Genomic DNA, 17,622 nt, shown 5'->3' on the forward strand with positions numbered 1-17,622 from the left:
GATGTGAAATTGGTGATTATTTTGGTAAATCCAGTAAATTAGATAGTTTTATTAAGCAGCGATATATTTGGGTTAGTCGTATTACAGGAGGTGCAAAATCTAATGCTTTAGGTCATCTAGCACAAAAGTTTGTTGCTCAGTATATAAAAGATGAAATTGGAATCATTGGAATTGAAGTAAAATCTGATGCTACCTTAGCTAATGTAACTCATACTGACGAAACTACAGGACGTTTAACTTCATTTGATATTATAGTCACAAAAAACCAGAAATATGTAGCTATAGAAGTAAGCTTTCAAGTAACTACTAATAGTGTTATTGAACGTAAAGGAGGAGAAGCAAAAGCTCGTTATGAACAAGTTGAAACAGCAGGTCACAAAATTGCTTATGTTATAGATGGAGCAGGAAACTTTGAAAGACAGTCAGCATTACAAACAATTTGTTTGCATAGCCATTGCACTGTGGCATTTTCTAAAAATGAGTTGTCAATTCTTTGTGATTTTTTGAGAGATTACTTAGAAAACAATAATGGTTGAAAAAAACTGGACAATTTATATACTATTTATAACAAATATAAAATGACAAAAATTCGCTTTATCGATCTATTTGCTGGCATTGGTGGAATGAGATTAGGTTTTGAACAAGCTGCCAAATATTTAAACATTGAAACTGAATGTGTATTAAGTAGTGAAATAAATTCTGACACTGGTTTAGTTTATGAAAAAAATTTTGCTGAATTTCCTTTAGGAGATATCCGCCAAATTGAAAAGTTACCACCCCATGAGATATTATTAGCAGGATTTCCTTGTCAATCTTTTTCTTCTGCTGGAAAAAAAAGCCGGATTTGGGGATACTAGAGGTACGCTTTTTTTTGAGATTACCAGATTAATAGATACATATAAACCCCAAGCTTTTATATTTGAAAATGTTCGTGGTTTGCTGACTAATGATCAAGGTAGAACAATTGAAACTATTAAATATGAAATTCAAAGCAGAGGCTACAGTTTTGACATATTTTTATTGAATAGCGCGAATTTTAATTTACCCCAAAATCGTCTCCGAGTTTATATCTTGGGAGTTTTAGATAGTAGGCCAAAATTTAATTTAATTTCTGACCAAGGTCAGAAAGATTCTCATTCTTATCACCCACAACAATTGTCTTTATTTTATCCTCTGAAAAAATCTATAACTGTGGCAGATATTTTGGAAGATAATCCAGATGAAAAATTATATTTTTCGGAAAAATTTGTGGCAGCATTAAAACAGAGATTAAATGGAGATTTAAGTAAATTATATGGCATGAGATTAATTGATTATCGCGGTGGAAATTCTATTCATTCTTGGGAGTTGGGATTGAGAGGAGAATGCAGTGCTGAGGAAATAGAATTAATGAACTGTTTGATTTTGAAACGGAGAAATAGTCAATTTGGTAAACATCAAGATGGTAAATTGTTGAGCAAGGAGCAAATAGCTAGTTTTTTTACTAATCCTCAGTTAGAAAAATTGCTCAATTCTTTAGTTAGTAAAAATTATCTGCAAATAGTTGAGTCAAAATATAAACCAGTATCAGGAAACTTTTCTTTTGAAGTCTACAAGTTTTTAGACCCAGATAAAATTGCTGTAACTTTAGTGGCAAGTGATGCCAATAGATTAGGTATTTATCATCAAAATAGAGTTAGGAAAATTACTCCTAGGGAAGCAGCAAGATTACAAGGTTTTCCTGATGATTTTATTTTGCACCACAATGATAATAAGGCTTATTATCAACTGGGTAATTCTGTAAGTATTAATGTAGTTAAAGCCGTAGCTCAAGAATTAATGTTGAACATATCCAGAAAATAGGCAACAGGGAACAGGGAACAGGGAACAGGGAACCCACCCCTCGCCCCTCCCCCTCCCAGGAGGGGAGTAATTGATAATTTATGGATAATAATTGATTTTATTTTTGATTTAGGGAATAGGGAACAGGGAACAGGGAACCCACCCCTCGCCCCTCCCCCTCCCAGGAGGGGAGTAATTGATAATTTATGGATAATAATTGATTTTATTTTTGATTTAGGGAATAGGGAAAAGGGAATAGGGAACAGGGAGGAATAATTGATAATTTATGGATAATAATTGATTTTATTTTTGATTTTTGGAGATTTATATTGAACATAAATTAAAAAGATGATAAATTAGAAAAGTTAAATGATAAAAAAAGGATAAAAAGAATGGAAAATGTCCTAGAATCGAAAGAACAACAATTAGCAATAATAGAAGCAAATGCTGAAAAAATAGCAGTGATCGCCCATCAAGGATATCACCTACTTTCCGAAAAAGGCACGGTAATAATTTTTAGACAGTTAGAAGAAAATAGTACGGTTTTAGCAGACTGGCAAGTTAAGTTTAAACCGATGAGTCAAATAGGAACAATGATTAGTGATTGGCAACAAGCTGGTTTAGGAAATTTGATTGATAATTATAATCCAAAAGTTGCTGTGGTCTGTACTTTTTTATATCCAAATGGCAGTCATACCAGTTATCATTTTCAGATGGAATAAGCAATAATTTATTAGTTTTTCGGAAAAACAAGTTATTTATTTAAAATTATTAACTATTACCATTTTTTGGAGATTTATAAAATATATATAGCAGATTGCAGATATATAAGGTACAAATATTAATGATCTTTGTAGTGCGCGTATCTTGCCCGCAACATATGTACCTCACTGATATGAAAGATGCTGTATATAGGAATATAGGATAAGAAAAAATTTATAAAAGATTGATGATTTGACAAAAAAAATTAAAGCAAGCTATTTGTGTACTTTATTAATAGTTTGGAATTAAACTAACTCCTGATATCAAGTCTCATTAATTAGACGTAGGGTGCATCTCATATTTATTTGCAAAAATATTAATGTCGTAGGTTGGTTTGAGGCACGCTCTTCGGAGCTTATCCGTAGGATAAACCCAACAAATAGATGTTATTAACGTTGCAATTGTTGGGTTTCCTAACGTCAACCCAACCTACGAAGATCAAAAGTGAGATGTGCTCTTAGACATAATAAAAATGTTCTTCTCAATTATCTTGAAACCCATATCTCGTACTTCATAATGTAAGACAAAAAGATACATGAATCGCGACCGGAATTTCAGCCCATAATTTCAGTTTTTTGTTGATGGATTTCAAGTATAGCAATGTGCGCTGACATATTTACAAATTACAAGAACTGTCCAATAGCTAAAAGTCTTATATTATCGGTTTTTTATTCCCCCAGATGAGCTGTTGCCTGTTGCCTGTTGCCTGCGCACAGCGCTATAATTTTGAGCCTGAGTAACTGTATCAAATCCAGTTTTTTCTAACTATTTTACTAGCTTTAATGCTGTCTTTTTTTCTCGATTATCTACTCCTAATTTTTGTTAATTAGGGTTTGCTGATTAAATATAAAAGCATTGATATATAAAGGTTTTAGCCTTTTTTAGTTAAAAAAAGTCCAAGCTTTTAGGTCGTAATGGTTCAAAAAATTAGTATTTTAGGCGCATAGTTGCGCAGAAAAATCAAGGGACTATTCTTCCTACTAACTCCTCTATAATTCCCATTTCTCCTGTCTCCTGTCTCCTGTCTCCTGACTCCTACCCTCACCCATAAGACTTTTTCAGCAAACCCTAATTATTTCCACAATTCCTATCTCATCAATTAGTCCTGCTACTATTCCTAAGTGGTCGATATTTTGAACTGTTATTTCTTCAATTAAAGACACTTTTTTAAATAGTAAATAACTTAGCGAGGAGTCAGAACTCAGGAGTCAGAACTCAGCAGGGAAGAAAGAAAGAAGGAACAAAAGTAAAGATAATTTCAGTATTTCTTCAGTACTATTTGAACTTTTCTTTCCCTTCAGACTTCTGCCCTCTGCCTTCCTTGTATAAGTATTCAACCAGACATAATATTACTCTCAGTTTCAATCTGTCGCACCACAGTCAACGCTGAATAAGACACTCCTGCCGTACCCTCTCCTGGATGAGTTGAATCTCCTACCAACCATAAATCCTGAATGGGAGTACGATTGGCAAATCCAAAAGGTCCGAAAGTTGAAAGACGCTGACCGACACCACCGACAACACCTTCATCTCGTGCCGTAAATTTAACAAAAGTACGAGGTGTAGCCGCTTCTTGATGAACTATTGTTTCTGGTTTTAAATAAAAATATTCACTCAAACGAGCGATCGCCTCCTCTGCATATTGCTGCTTCAACCCCTGATAATCTTTGCAATGTCTCCAAATTTGAGTATCGGTAAAACTTGAAGCTGTAATTGTTGCTTTACCTGTGGGAGCGCGACCGTCTCCCGGATGACTCACTGATACAAACAAAGAATTATTTTCTCCAATGGGACCGTCATAATTGTAGAAAAACTGCAAATGAGGCGGACAGTTTGGTGGAATAGCACTTTCATCGACTCCCAAATAAACCACAAATGCACCCGATGGTGAGGGGAGTTTATTCACTCGGCGTTTGTAACCGGGTATTGGGTGAGAGGTCTGATTTTCATCTTTCACTAACTTTACTAAGTTTTGCACGGTGACATTAGCCACAATATGGTCGGCAGTTTCTACCCAAGTTTCTCCAGTTTTTTGATTTTTGACTCTGACACCAGTAGCTTTACCCTTATCTATATATATCTGTTCCACAGTATGACCCATCAAGAGTTGTCCTCCGTCTCTTTCTAAAGCTGTAACCAGGCGATCGCTTAACACCTGCATACTTCCCTCAAGATGATACAAACCTTGGGGAGCTTGGGAAACAGCTAAAGCGGTAGCAGCATAAAGTAGAGCTGTTTCCCAAGCTCCTCAAGATGATACAAACCTTGGGGAGCTTGGGAAACAGCTAAAGCGGTAGCAGCATAAAGTAGAGCTGTTTCCTCTGTACCTACTTGAGAGTAAAGTTTCAGTTGTAAATCCAGAAATGTTTTCAACCGCAAATTATCATTTAAGCCATACAACCGTAACGCATCTGCTACCGTCATCAAAGTAAATGGCACTGTAATCAAAGTATCCAGGCGTACTGCTTTTGCTAACTGCCACATATCCCAGATATTGCGCGGTGGTAAAACTGGGTCTCGCCCTTGAAACTTCCAACTTGCCTTAAATAATTTTGTCATTAGTTGCCAAAATGGTTCGCTACCGGGAAACTGAGAAAGTCTCTCTTGTTGCCATTTTTTTTGGTCGCGCCAAACATTAATAGGTTGAGTTTCTCCTGGTAGAAATACGGCACAGGCAGGGTCGCAGTTGGTGGCCTTCGGAATGTCAATCTCCAACTCAGAGAAAATCCGGTGATGAATACCACCAGTTTCTAAACCTGCTACTTGAGTAGCACCAACATCAAAAGTGAAACCGCGTCGTTTAAAAGTAGAAGCGCAACCACCAGGAACGATCGCTTGGTCGAATATGTGGACTTGATAGCCTCTATGGGCCAGTAATGCTCCTGTTGTTAGGCCACCAACACCTGCACCACATACCACAATTTTTGATTTTTGTATAGTATTTTTAGAGAACATAGAATTTATCTTAATATTTCTTAATTAAATATTAATATAATCTATCATTTGATCGGCTTTTTGGGCAAGGCCAGAACAGAACAAGGAGAAAATGTCTATAAAAAATTAGGCATGATTTTTATGTTAATTGTTATTTATACCTCTTTCAAAGTATTGCTAGTTCAAGTGTAGACAAAAATGTGCAACTCCGTATTCAAGCGGACATGATATGATGACGATCCGAATAAAGGGAAATATTTTTCTCACTGTTCCCTGTTCCCTGTTCCCTGCCTGCTATATAATTTTGTCAAATCATCAATTTACTGGTGGGACTCTAACTATATTTAATTTTGTTACGTTATTCAAGATATCTGGTGCTGCAGTTCTAGGAATACAAACAACATTACCAGCACGCATTTTCTCCAGGCGATCGCCTACCACAGAAATAAGCTGACTAACTCTCCAACGCACTATCTCTCCATACATAGGAATAATCTCAATTTCATCACCCACTTCCACAGACTCAACCAGTTGCAAAACTATATTTTCTGGTGTTGTCTCCATCACAATACCAAGATATTCGTGAGTACCCCTACTACTTTCCAACTGCTTATATACAGAATCATTTCCTGCAGGAATTTCCAATGAAGCAGAAGAATAGTCACGGTGAGGCACAGATTCTAATTCACCACTAATCTGATTCACTAACTCTGGAGTCAACCTCCCTTCTGCATAAGCATCGATCGCTTGACGATAAGATCTACAAGTCATCGCTACATAAAACGATGATTTCATTCGCCCCTCTATTTTCAGAGAACAGATTTGATGCTCAAAAAACGCTCCTACTTGATGAATACCCCATAAATCTTTAGAAGACATAAAAGTAACCGGGCGATCGTCTGTTTTTGCCTCCAACTGATAGGGAAAACGACATGACTGAATACATCCACCACGATTAGAATCTCGACCTGCAGTAAAATTGGAGATTGTACAATTACCAGAAAAAGCCATACACATAGCACCGTGAATAAACATCTCCACATCAATACCAGTTTGTCTACGAATCAACCCACCCTCTGCAACACTGACTTCTCGCCCCACAATTAAACGCTTCACAGCAAATTCTTTCCACATTTGCCCTGCATAAGAATTAAGACAAGATGCTTGAGTCGAGAGATGAATGTCAAGATTAGAACTATTTTTCACTACTCGCAAAACCCCCAAGTCAGAAACAATCACACCATCTACACCAATAGATTCCAGAAATTGACAATATTCGGCTAATCCCTCAAAGTCATCATCGTGGAGAAAAGCGTTCAGAGTCAGATAAACTTTAGCATTATTTTGGTGGGCAAAATTTACTCCGTATTCTAAGTCATAGTCAGAAAAATTATCTGCTCGCGCCCGTAAACCGTATTTTTGCCCTCCCACATAAACAGCATCCGCGCCATAGGTAACAGCAACTTTTAGACGTTCGAGATTTTTAGCAGGAGCTAACAATTCTGGTTTCCACATATTATATATATAGTGATTAACTTAAATATTTTAGCTTGATCGCTCAACTATGGTTTGAAGAATCAGAATCAACGCTATAATTAAAATATAGAGGTTTTGCGGAAATTTTGAACGAACAAAAAACGATAGTGAAACAGCTCGAAACCAAAACCCATCAAGAAATTTTTGATCCCGATAGTGACTGCCAACCAATAGCAGATAATACAGTTCAATTTCGCTGGATAATGGTCATCTACCTTGAAGAAGGAGACAGGAGACAGGAGACAGGAGACAGGAGGAAAATTACATGGGGATTCGCTCCCCCAAGTAATTTTGAACACCCCCGTTGACGGTGGGGTATTAAACCCACAAAGAAAATGATAATCTAGTGTCTAATTGTATCAGTTAATCTACAGGAATTACGCAGTATCGTTACATATAGTGTATAACTTGCTCATTTTTCTGATCCAACCACTATTATTGGTGTCGTTGCGTAAGTCCTGATCTATTTATTAGAGGAATGAAAAAAGCCTAAACTCAAACGAAGTCAACTCAAAAATAATATTACTAATTTTTGCAGCTAGACACTAGCTTCGTAAAATCCTGACATCTTTTTGGCTGACGTTGGTAAATATAAAGATGAATTGAATGCACCAAGAGCTATGGATCGGATAACTGTACTTTTGGATTTTTCACACCGAAAATGGCTTTAAACCCAGTATTAGCAGGAAAAATACCTTAAGTGGCTTAAAATAGCTGAAACCTAGATAGATCAAGAAAACGACTGATTTAATATAAAAATTTTGCGGTATCAGGTTTTGACCTTATTTTTAACCTATTTTTTCCTAAAGTCTAGATAAAATCTCTAAGTACTATAAAGTTGGAGTTTAATTTTCCATGCAATGTCCAGAGTGTCTTATCTCAAATCCGGTTAAACAGTTATAGATTGGTTAACTCAGGAGGAGTCAGGAGTCAAGAGTCAGCAGGAGAAAGAATCACAAAGATTTAGTAGTTATGACGATTGGAGAATTTTTTTATATCCAATTCCCCCGGATTTGATATTAGCAAACATATCCGTAAAAATGGCCATCGAAGACATAAGCAAAACTGCATTTGTGTCTAATGTGGTTACCAGTTTGTTGATTTTTATGATTCACCTGGATATAGTCAGGATATTAAAGCTCCAAATCTCTAGATCTGCTCAAGTATTCCCTCAGACTTTTAATTCATTATCTCAAGTTCGGCGATCTACCTATGTAAACTATGGCTCCACGACTACAGTTGTACCCACCTGTACTTTTTCAAATAAAGCAATCACATCTTCATTCCGCATCCGCACACAACCGTGAGATGCAGCATATCCAATGGATTCTACAGTGGGAGTACCATGAAACCCAATGGTATCTTTTCCATCTGTCCAAAAACCAATCCACCTCAATCCTAAAGCTGTATTTGGCCCTGCTGGCATTACCTCACCCGTCCAGGGGTTTTGCCATTGCGGATTTTCCACCAGTTGAATAACTTCAAATTTACCTGTTGGTGTTTCCCAACCTGGTTTACCCACTGCTACAGGATAACTAGCTATTTCCTCTTCTCCTTCATACACATATACTCGTCGTTCCCCTAAGCGAAGTACCACCTGGATTAACTTTTCTACTTCTATTCTTTCTATTCCCAAATATTTTTGAAAGTCTTTAACAGCACGTTTCAGGTTTGGCATTAAGCCACCAAATGATGAATTAACTGATTCTCCTTCTGTTAGTAAATATTTTTGGAGGTCTTGAACGGGAGGTTGCCACTTTGGCGTCAAATCATCAAATGCTAAATTAGCTTCCTTCTGTGTTTGCTGATTATTATTAGTTGTCTCAGTCGTATAAACAGAAGCTATGGATAACTTTTGACCAGATAATATAATAATTGCTGTAGTTAAGAATATTGCTGTTAAATTATATGCTCCCTTGTTGATTTTTAGCATCGGACTAAGGCATTTATTTGTGGTAGATTCGATCATTTTTCACTCCTCAAAATTAATTATATAGATATTATCAGAAACTAATATTATTAGTAGCTTAATTTATCAATAAACTCTGCTCATATTCTGTTAAGGTTCGACGATGACAGTTGTACCAATTGCTACTTTTTCAAATAGGGCTAGTACATCTTGATTTAACATTCTAACACAACCATGAGAAGCAGCTTGTCCTACTGTTTCTTCGTCGGGTGTTCCATGAAAACCTATATAGTTTGTGCCATCTGTCCAAAAACCAATCCATCTTTCCCCTAAAGGATTTTCTGGACCTGGTGGTATTATTTCTCCAGTAAAAGGATGTTTCCAGGATGGATTTGGAATTTTTTGCATGACTTTATATGTACCTGAAGGAGTCTCCCATCCTTCTCTACCAATAGCAATGGGATAGCTGGTTTTTAATTGCTCGTCTTGATATATATAGACACGGCGATCGCTTAATTTTATGACTAAATAAATATTTTCATTTTGCTGAATATAAAGTTCTTTTAGTATTTTTTTTGTAATCGGTGATTTTGATTTTATTGGAGACTGAATTTCTATTAAGTCTGTAGCATTAGTTGAAGCTTCTTGATTTTCAACAGGAGTTGAAGCATGAGCTTTTCGTTGTAAATAGTTCCAGCTAATGACTATACTTATGCTTAAGAGTATTAACAGATGAAAACCACTAAAAATATTGTGTTTTTGACTACTATTGCTCCATCTAGATAAAGATTTTTTTCTGACTTTTTCATTCATTTAGTCAATCCTTAACTACTGAAAATATGCTGGTTTTTGATTATACAGTAGTTTTTATGATTAGTAGACCACAGTAGAGAGGTTTTATGGAATCTCCCTACAATGGTTTTGGTGTGCGACTATGTGGTTCATCCATTTAAAAATCGCTGTAATATCATGTCCGGTTGAATACTTATAAATAAACGACGGAGTCCTCAGGAGGACTGAGTCAGGAGTCAGGAGGGAAGAAGAAAGAGGAGGAAAAGGAGAAAGTTTTTTTGTTCTATCGCTCATTATCCGGACATGATATAACTGCAAATCCACTACAGCGTTATAGCATATATAGCAGAAAGAAGAAGGCGTTTAGTTATCTACAACAGAAGGAAGGAGGAAAAATCAGGCGTTGTCTGAGTTTTCAGCTTTTGATATGTCAAATACATTGGAGTCAGGAGGACTGAGTCAGGAGTCAGGAGGGAAGAAGAAAGAGGAGGAAAAGGAGAAAGTTTTTTTGTTCTATCGCTCATTATCCGGACATGATATAACTGCAAATCCACTACAGCGTTATAGCATATATAGCAGAAGGAAGAAGGCGTTTAGTTGTCTACAACAGAAGGAAGGAGGAAAATCAGGCGTTGTCTGAGTTTTCAGCTTTTGATATGTCAAATACATTAATAAGCTGGAAAAACCTATCTTCTCCCTTTAATGGTAAATCTCTTGCCTCTTGAAGAAGGAGACAGGAGACAGGAGACAGGAGACAGGAGGAAAATTACATGGGGATTCGCTCCCCCAAGTAATGCGTGAACACCCCCGTTGACGGTGGGGTATTAAACCCACAAAGAAAATGATAAAAAAGCTGGTTGTTTGGTTCCGATGATTGATTGCTATTGCGCAATAGTTATGTAAACAAATAAGGCAACTTTTAGGGAAGTTGCCATAAATAAATCAAAATTGAATTAACAATTTTCTGCTAATAGTTATAGTTGAGGGAAATGTTACAGAGATCCTATATTTGCCAAACCAAGAATTACACCTGCACCTAAAATGTGACCAAAGCTAGTAGTTGCTAAAACTCCAGCTACACCAAAACCACCGAAAAAGTTAGATCCAGGCATTGCAGGTCCAACGCTAGGATATTTAACTGTAAACTTAGCGAAGGCGATCGCTACAATATTGCAAATAATCATAATTAAAGCAATTTTGGGACTCCAACTAAAAGTATTAGGGCCAACTGCGAGTAAAGTTGAGTAAAGCATTTTTTCTTTTCCTTAATTATATGTAGTCAATCAAAAACCTAAGTGGCATCTTTATACCAGAAAATACAATTATTTTCTCTTCTAGAGTAACTTAGTAATAATTCTTTACAAATCCAGCTTTAGATTTAAGAGGACTCTTACAGAAATTGGGAGTAGGAAACAGTGGAAGGTATCAATAGAGTTTTTGTGATGAAAAAAAATGACTATAGGCATTTCAAAATTTATGGGGTAAACCATAAGCTAGGTGATTTTATTTTATCTGGTTAATTATTGATGAAAAATATTTAAAAGTTAATAAATAGGTGATTTTATTTTTAATAAAAATATAATTAGGGTTTGCTGAAAAAAGTCTTTTTGCTGGGGTAGGAGACAGGAGACAGGAGACAGGAGACAACCCACCCCTAACCCCTCCCAGGAGGGGAGAAATGGGAATTTAGAGGAGATAGGAGCTAAGTTTTGTCCCTTGATTTTTCTGCCCAACTATGAGCCTAAAATACTAACTTTTTGAGCGTGAAGAGCTGAAAACCAGGCACTTTTTAAAGGCCCCAAAAAGGCTAAAACCTTTATCTGTAAATACTTTTAGATTTAATCAGCAAGCCCTAATTACTATAAGAACTGATTTGTAAACTGAGCTGAAATCCCTTTCTAGCATGGGTTTTTCAAAAGTTATGCCCTTGGGGCTTAGATAGTATCAAACCCTTAAAATGTAAAGTATCTATCCTCTTAATATTTACTTTATAAATCAGCTCTAAGAGCAATTGGATAAAATTTTAAATATCAAATTCTTCAGAGGCAAATACATAATTGAAGAAAACATCGCCTCCTTCAGTTTGAAAAAATTCCAGAATAGTTGCATCAAAGGTTTTTTGGTCTTCAAAAATCAACCCATCCAAATCAAAATCTCCAGGCAATTCATTGTCGGTAGTTTTCTTATCTGAATCATTAGGACCTTTAGCATCGGTAGCTGCACCTGTAGTCAGAATAATACCACTATCTATGCTAATACCAGATGATAATCCATTGGTGAAAATTCCAGAAGCACCAGAAGCACCTCAGCTGCTAAAATTACACTTTCTGTAACTTGTTTTTGTTTAAGAAAATCATGTTGTATTTTCCCCAAATAAATCAAGAGAGTTGCTTTTGCTTTCACCAATTCTTGGAACTTTTGAGAATAGCGTTAGATGAATTATTAATTTAACAATCTTTGATGTATACCATGTCCAGATAATTAAGTATAATAAAAATGTTCTATTGAAGCGATCTTGAATGAATATCCCAAATTTCTGCTTCGTTTACAGTGTTAGATATTGAATTTACATCTACGACCTATGACCTACTACCTACTACCTACCATCTAAGAACTTTATTATCACTAATTAAACGGACATGATATTACTTGTTTCCTTGATACTGCATAATTATTACGGGAAGTTTGAAGATTTTTCTAGCTAATTGAGATATACCAAATTTGAACTTTAGAGATTGAGGTAATTCGGTTAAAGAAATAGGTACAAAACCAAAACGACTGTAAAAAGATTCTAATTTTTTCCCCAGACATTCTAGATATAAAGGTTTAGTTGATTGTTGAATCAGATGTTTGGTTAGTATTGTTCCTAAACCACATTTTTGCCAAGATTTGATAACGACTAAACTACCTAACTCTTCTGCATCTTCAAAATTACGCAACTGCCCACAAGCTACTAATTTTTCTTCACATTCAATTACCCAAAATTGTTGCCAAATTAATTGAGTTGGGTCAAGTTTAGCAGTTAAAACTACTTGACGAATAGACCAAATATCTTTGGCAGATGCAGGTCTAAGAGTACAAGAATTTGGCAATAATATTTCTGTCATTTTCACCTCTTTTGATAGCTGATTTATTTGTTGATGATGATTATTCCAGATTGTAACCTTCAGTCAGTTGAGATAAATGCTTTAAAATTTGAAAAACTTGATGCAGATCGTTTCCAGGATTAAGAATATCAAAAAGTCGAGATACAGAATATTGTAAATTATCTCCCTTCATTAGTTTAATAAATCTGAAATTACTGCCATTTATCAATAATCCAAATGTAGGTACTTTTGGAGTCAGATTAGTTAACATATAAAATAATAGTTGAGGCCATGCTACTTCTAGAGAATATTGTGACAGTTTAGCTTCAATAGCAACTACCCAAAAATATTCTTTTAAGACCAAAATATCTATACTTCTCCTAACAATTTGATCCTCATCTTCTATAGCAGAAGTAAGAAGGAAGAAGTAAGAAGGAAGAAGGGGTTTAGTTATCTAGGATAGAAGGTTGATTATTAATATTCTATTTTTTAGATATTCCATAATTCAAGAGTAGTAATTGTAGTTATTGTAGCACAAATTATACTTATTTTTTATACTCAATATGAAAGAGAGGAATATATAAATCTGCCAAATATAATAATGGTACTAATACTAACAAAATGGTAGTATTTTCTAACATTTGATATTTAATATTGTTGAGATAACCAGCTTTTAGTTTATCTAACCCTTGTCTTTCTCAACCATTAATTATTGGTAAATTATCAAGCCATTCTCGAAAAAATTGCTTATATTCAGAAAATTGTAAATTGAATTTAGTTTCAATATCATGTAAAGTTAGGTTTGTAGCTGTAATTGTTTCAAACATAATGAGAATAACTCTTTATTTAGTACATTATTATATAGCAATTCCCAAAAAGCGTGAGGTACGCGCATTCGTTTCTTTTAGGGATCAGGTAGGGACGTTGCATGCAAGGTCTGTACAGAATAGAAAAGAAGAAAAAACTGTATCTCAGTAACTTGAGAAGTAAGCATTCAGCAGTCAGCTATTAGCTAGCCTCCTGCGGAGGAACTACGTTAACAGCTATTGATGATAGGAGGAGGTAAAAGCAATTGAGAAATTTGGATAGAATTAAAACTTACTGTAAAATTACGTTTCTTCATGCTTATATGGAATTATTCATTATTTGCTGATAGCTGACTGCTAAGAGCTGAATGCTTACTTTGAGAAACGCTATATAATCTCAAAAGTTTTGAAATAATCGATCATAAATATTAATTATGCCTTTGACTCCTCTCTCTGAAACAGTAGCAAAAACAAGCCTTAAAAATATTCAACTTATAGCTACTGATATGGATGGTACATTAACTAAAAATGGTGAATTTACTTCTAATCTTTTCCTTAGTTTAGAAAAATTAGCAGCAGCAAAAATTCAGGTATTAATAATTACAGGTCGTTCTGCCGGTTGGGTGCAAGCTATTAAAAATTATCTGCCAGTAGTAGGAGCGATAGCTGAAAATGGAGGTTTCTTTTATCCTAATCATAACGAAGCACCTAAATTTTTAACTTCTATCCCAAATATTAATCTACATAGACAACATTTAGCTGAAGTTTTCCAATACTTAAAAAGTCTATTTCCTCGGATTGAAGAATCTGTTGATAATCAGTTTAGACTCACAGATTTTACTTTTGATATTCAGGACTTAAATTTATCTGAACTGACAAAAATGGCAAAGATTTGTCACTCCAAAGGTTATGGTTTTACCTATAGTACTGTGCAATGTCATATTAAACCTTTAGAACAGGATAAGGCGACGGGTTTATTGCAAGTTTTGTCAGACTATTTTCCGGAATTAACAACAGAAAAAATTCTTACAGTTGGTGATAGTCCTAATGATGAAACTCTGTTTGATGAAGGTAAATTCCCTTTGTCGGTGGGAGTCGCAAATATTCGAGAATATGCGGATAAATTGAATCATCAACCAGTTTATATTACCAGTCAAAAAGAAGCAGAAGGTTTTTGTGAATTGGCAGAATTACTATTAGAAAAAAATTAATTTTCTTCCACCATAAAATCAAGATTTTTTATGCAACACCATTTCAGTTATCAGTTATAATATAGCATTTCTCAGTAAGGGTTAGGTACACTGCTGGAGATTCCCCCTAACCCCCCTTGACAAGGGGGGAAACCGGAAGTCCCCCTTTTTAAGAGGGATTTATGGGGATAGTTGATGTAGCTCACGCCTTGTAAAAAGGGTATCGCGATCGCTCCTCCAGTATCAAAAATTTTTCCTACACACAACTTTCATATTTGTCAAAATCCTATGTTAAGCTGTAAGTGTGAAAAAATGTGGGCGCAAATAGTGTCGTTATTAGTAGTTTCAGGATTTACGCATGAATGCTATTGGTAGGGTGTGTTAGCGACAGCGTAACGCACAAATCCCTATATCTATTGTCAGTGCGTAAGTCCTAAGTAAAAAAACCCTTTATTTTTTAGTCAGACAAAAAGATAATATTCCGCAATACTTTGCGATCGCCCACTCGAACCAAACCATAATTTCAAACCTCCCTATTACAGTAGGTACTGATAACTGATAACTGAAATGACGAATATATCAATTCAATCAGAACCACCACTTTCAGCAAAGCAAACTCTACCCACCATGTACAACCTACCAAGTGAAAATCAGGAGGAACCTGGTTTGCCAGACGAATTTCACTACTTGCAACCAGAGTTGTTGCGCCAAACTTTTCAACCTCACAACTGGTATCCCAATTGATTGTTCTGTGGCAGCGATCTGAATCTTTACTACGATTTTCCGTACCGGAATACTCCGCAAACGCACACATTTAGTGCTGACTGCTGATTGCTTATTTAAAAATAGAACTCAATCTTTGTGAAAAAACTTGAGGAGAACATTCAGTTTCAACTCGCTTCATGGCATTTTTTCTAAGTTTATTCCACAAAGCTGAATCTTGATAAAGTTTGATACATTGTTGAGCAAAATCTACATTATTATCACCAACTAATAATTCTGTTTCATTTTTCCATCCTAACTGTTGAGCAATTAAAGATGTAGTCACAATAGGTAAACCATAAGCTGCTGCTTCATGTACTTTATGAGGAATTCCTGCTGCATATCGAGTGGGAGCTACAAATAATCTGGCCTGATTATAAAATGGTGTTAAATCATCTACTTTTCCTAATACTTTGATTGATGGGTTGTTTAAACTATTTACTTTTTGTTCAATTTCTTCTACAGTATTATTCCCAATAATTATCAATTCTACTGTTAAACCAAGTTGCTCTTGAATCATCGGAAATATTTCCGAAGTTAGCCATAAAATAGAATCAGCATTAGGAGATTTTTTTTCATATATTGAACCCACAAACAGTAAATTTTCTCTTTCTGCAAAAGTTTTAGGAGTAGGATTAATTGATAGAGAATGACCTAATAAACTGACATTAGTATAACCTTGTGAAAGAAATTGTTGTTGTTCTTGGGAGGAAACAGTAATAATATGATGGCTATTTTTAGCTAGCTTAATTTCTTCTTTAATGGCTGTTTGACGTTCTATTTCAGTAAAAGTAATTTGATTTAAACGTTTATATTCATAGTCTCGAATACTAAATATTGCTTCAGCATCATAAATAATTTTGGCTGATTTGAGAATATTTTCTTTAGCTAAAATAGAGTTTAAATGTTTAATATTATGGGGACGACTAATCAAAACTAAATCATAATATCCTTTGCGTTCTTTTAAAAAATCTTCTAACATAATTAACCCATATCCCCGCATAACTTCAACAGTTTGGGGAATATTACAATAAATAGTTGACCAATCTTCGAGATGACTGAGGTCTCCTGGATAAAGGGTGACAAAATAGCCTAATTTAACAAGACTACAGAGAATAGAATGACTGCGGGTATAACCCGAACCTAACCAAGGATGAGGAATTCTATCATCAATAAATAATATGTGTTTTGGTTTTTCTCTAGCTTGAGTTCGAGCAAATATTAAATTCTTCAGTTCAGTAGAATATTGAGACGAAAACCAGTCTTTGTGTTTTTGTTGAAATATCTTTTGATTTTTTTCCATCAGAGCGATCGCCTGTTTGCTGGAACCTGTATTACTGGAACTAGCAAACTCATAATGGAGAATATTTACATTGGGGTCGTAAATAATTTTTTTCCCTAATTTTTGCAGTCGCACACAATAGTCAGTTTCCTCAAAATAAGCTGGTTGATAATCTTCATCAAATCCTCCTAATTGTAAAAATAAATCCCGTCGAGTTAAGAGAAAAGCTGCGGAACAATAATCAACAGTACGTTTAAATTGATATTCTGGTGCAGTGGGTGAGTTTCCGCGTCCATATCCTAAGCAAGTACCATCTTGCCAAATGATACTTCCCGCTTCTTGGAGAGTACCATCGGGAAGGATTAGTTTTCCACCGACTGCACCAATATCATCTGAAGATTTTATGGTTTCGAGAGCGGAGGGGATACTATTGCCGAGAATTTGAGCATCATTATTTAAAAATAGGAGATAGTTTCCTTGGGCAATTTTGCTGCCTTGGTTACATCCCAGGAGATAGTGCAGATTTTGATGATTGAGGATAATTTTTGCCCCGTTTATCTGTTGTAGCAGTTGACGGGTGGTATCAGTGGAGTTGTTATCGACTAATATTAGTTCAAAAGATTTAAAGGAGTTTCTCAGAAGGGAGTATAAGCAGCTTAAAGTTATTTCTGCTCGGTTATAAAGAACAATAATGATGCTAATTTCTGGATTTTCAATTTTAGGGAAATTTAGTTGAGAGTTG

16 protein-coding genes and 3 pseudogenes are annotated in these 17,622 nt (G+C 35.3%); 8 read left to right on the top strand and 11 right to left on the bottom strand.

Annotated features, from left to right (window positions below):
• Positions 1 to 8: 8 nt before the first annotated feature.
• The 4 genes from D5R40_RS43645 (at position 9) to D5R40_RS04385 (ending at position 2,543) form a co-directional block, all read left to right on the top strand.
• Positions 9 to 536 (top strand): DpnII family type II restriction endonuclease, encoded by a 528-nt coding sequence (locus tag D5R40_RS43645; RefSeq protein WP_511035251.1) that lies wholly within the window; start codon positions 9 to 11, stop codon positions 534 to 536.
• A 42-nt stretch (positions 537 to 578) separates the two neighbouring features.
• Positions 579 to 857 (top strand): DNA cytosine methyltransferase, encoded by a 279-nt coding sequence (locus D5R40_RS40775; protein WP_240039083.1) that lies wholly within the window; start codon positions 579 to 581, stop codon positions 855 to 857.
• A gap of 31 nt (positions 858 to 888) precedes the next feature.
• On the top strand, positions 889 to 1,842 hold the full coding sequence (gene dcm / locus D5R40_RS04380) for a DNA (cytosine-5-)-methyltransferase (RefSeq protein WP_282433605.1): 954 nt from the start codon (positions 889 to 891) through the stop codon (positions 1,840 to 1,842).
• Between the two features lie 371 nt (positions 1,843 to 2,213).
• Positions 2,214 to 2,543, top strand: coding sequence for a hypothetical protein (locus tag D5R40_RS04385; RefSeq protein WP_124146243.1), 330 nt, complete (start codon positions 2,214 to 2,216; stop codon positions 2,541 to 2,543).
• Between the two features lie 1,110 nt (positions 2,544 to 3,653).
• Here D5R40_RS04385 and D5R40_RS04390 read toward each other — a convergent pair.
• The 3 genes and pseudogenes from D5R40_RS04390 to D5R40_RS04400 all read right to left on the bottom strand — a co-directional run.
• A pseudogene (locus D5R40_RS04390) lies at positions 3,654 to 3,746 on the bottom strand (DUF4277 domain-containing protein); the annotation flags it as partial.
• A 170-nt stretch (positions 3,747 to 3,916) separates the two neighbouring features.
• Positions 3,917 to 5,538: pseudogene (locus D5R40_RS04395) on the bottom strand (NAD(P)-binding protein).
• A gap of 294 nt (positions 5,539 to 5,832) precedes the next feature.
• Positions 5,833 to 7,032 carry a peptidase U32 family protein gene (locus D5R40_RS04400; RefSeq protein WP_124146241.1) on the bottom strand — a complete coding sequence of 400 codons (1,200 nt, stop codon included), beginning with the start codon at positions 7,030 to 7,032 and terminating at the stop codon, positions 5,833 to 5,835.
• Between the two features lie 107 nt (positions 7,033 to 7,139).
• Between D5R40_RS04400 and D5R40_RS39115 the strand changes: the two genes are divergently transcribed.
• Positions 7,140 to 7,361, top strand: coding sequence for a hypothetical protein (locus D5R40_RS39115; RefSeq protein ID WP_240039082.1), 222 nt, complete (start codon positions 7,140 to 7,142; stop codon positions 7,359 to 7,361).
• Positions 7,362 to 8,272: 911 nt separating this feature from the next.
• On the opposite strand, the gene D5R40_RS04410 is transcribed toward D5R40_RS39115, so the two are convergent.
• Both D5R40_RS04410 and D5R40_RS04415 read right to left on the bottom strand, forming a co-directional pair.
• Positions 8,273 to 9,022, bottom strand: coding sequence for a L,D-transpeptidase (locus D5R40_RS04410; RefSeq protein WP_124146240.1), 750 nt, complete (start codon positions 9,020 to 9,022; stop codon positions 8,273 to 8,275).
• Positions 9,023 to 9,112: 90 nt separating this feature from the next.
• Positions 9,113 to 9,775, bottom strand: coding sequence for a L,D-transpeptidase (locus D5R40_RS04415; protein WP_124146239.1), 663 nt, complete (start codon positions 9,773 to 9,775; stop codon positions 9,113 to 9,115).
• Between the two features lie 382 nt (positions 9,776 to 10,157).
• Between D5R40_RS04415 and D5R40_RS04420 the strand changes: the two genes are divergently transcribed.
• Positions 10,158 to 10,394 carry a hypothetical protein gene (locus D5R40_RS04420; RefSeq protein WP_124154275.1) on the top strand — a complete coding sequence of 79 codons (237 nt, stop codon included), beginning with the start codon at positions 10,158 to 10,160 and terminating at the stop codon, positions 10,392 to 10,394.
• Positions 10,395 to 10,746: 352 nt separating this feature from the next.
• Here the strand turns inward: D5R40_RS04420 and psaK are convergent, their stop codons facing one another.
• The 5 genes and pseudogenes from psaK to D5R40_RS40780 form a co-directional block, all read right to left on the bottom strand.
• Entirely contained in the window at positions 10,747 to 11,007 is a 261-nt protein-coding gene (gene psaK, locus D5R40_RS04425; protein ID WP_124146237.1) for a photosystem I reaction center subunit PsaK, read from the bottom strand.
• A 779-nt stretch (positions 11,008 to 11,786) separates the two neighbouring features.
• Positions 11,787 to 12,059: pseudogene (locus tag D5R40_RS36980) on the bottom strand (choice-of-anchor L domain-containing protein); the annotation flags it as partial.
• Positions 12,060 to 12,399: 340 nt separating this feature from the next.
• The gene (locus tag D5R40_RS04430) at positions 12,400 to 12,861 is read right to left on the bottom strand and encodes a GNAT family N-acetyltransferase (RefSeq protein WP_124146236.1); all 462 of its coding nucleotides are present in this window, start codon (positions 12,859 to 12,861) and stop codon (positions 12,400 to 12,402) included.
• 40 nt (positions 12,862 to 12,901) lie between these two features.
• Complete coding sequence (locus D5R40_RS04435) at positions 12,902 to 13,204, bottom strand: hypothetical protein (RefSeq protein WP_124146235.1); 303 nt, start codon at positions 13,202 to 13,204, stop codon at positions 12,902 to 12,904.
• Between the two features lie 334 nt (positions 13,205 to 13,538).
• Entirely contained in the window at positions 13,539 to 13,667 is a 129-nt protein-coding gene (locus D5R40_RS40780; RefSeq protein WP_275670413.1) for a hypothetical protein, read from the bottom strand.
• A 413-nt stretch (positions 13,668 to 14,080) separates the two neighbouring features.
• Between D5R40_RS40780 and D5R40_RS04440 the strand changes: the two genes are divergently transcribed.
• Together D5R40_RS04440 and D5R40_RS04445 are read left to right on the top strand one after the other, a co-directional pair.
• On the top strand, positions 14,081 to 14,857 hold the full coding sequence (locus tag D5R40_RS04440; RefSeq protein ID WP_124146234.1) for an HAD-IIB family hydrolase: 777 nt from the start codon (positions 14,081 to 14,083) through the stop codon (positions 14,855 to 14,857).
• A 546-nt stretch (positions 14,858 to 15,403) separates the two neighbouring features.
• The gene (locus D5R40_RS04445; RefSeq protein WP_338043219.1) at positions 15,404 to 15,580 is read left to right on the top strand and encodes a hypothetical protein; all 177 of its coding nucleotides are present in this window, start codon (positions 15,404 to 15,406) and stop codon (positions 15,578 to 15,580) included.
• Positions 15,581 to 15,671: 91 nt separating this feature from the next.
• Here D5R40_RS04445 and D5R40_RS04450 read toward each other — a convergent pair.
• Positions 15,672 to 17,622: glycosyltransferase (locus D5R40_RS04450; protein ID WP_124154276.1), on the bottom strand; the 1,951-nt coding region annotated here is incomplete at its 5' end.

Origin of the sequence: Okeania hirsuta (assembly GCF_003838195.1) — a bacterium.
Lineage (GTDB): Bacteria > Cyanobacteriota > Cyanobacteriia > Cyanobacteriales > Microcoleaceae > Okeania > Okeania hirsuta.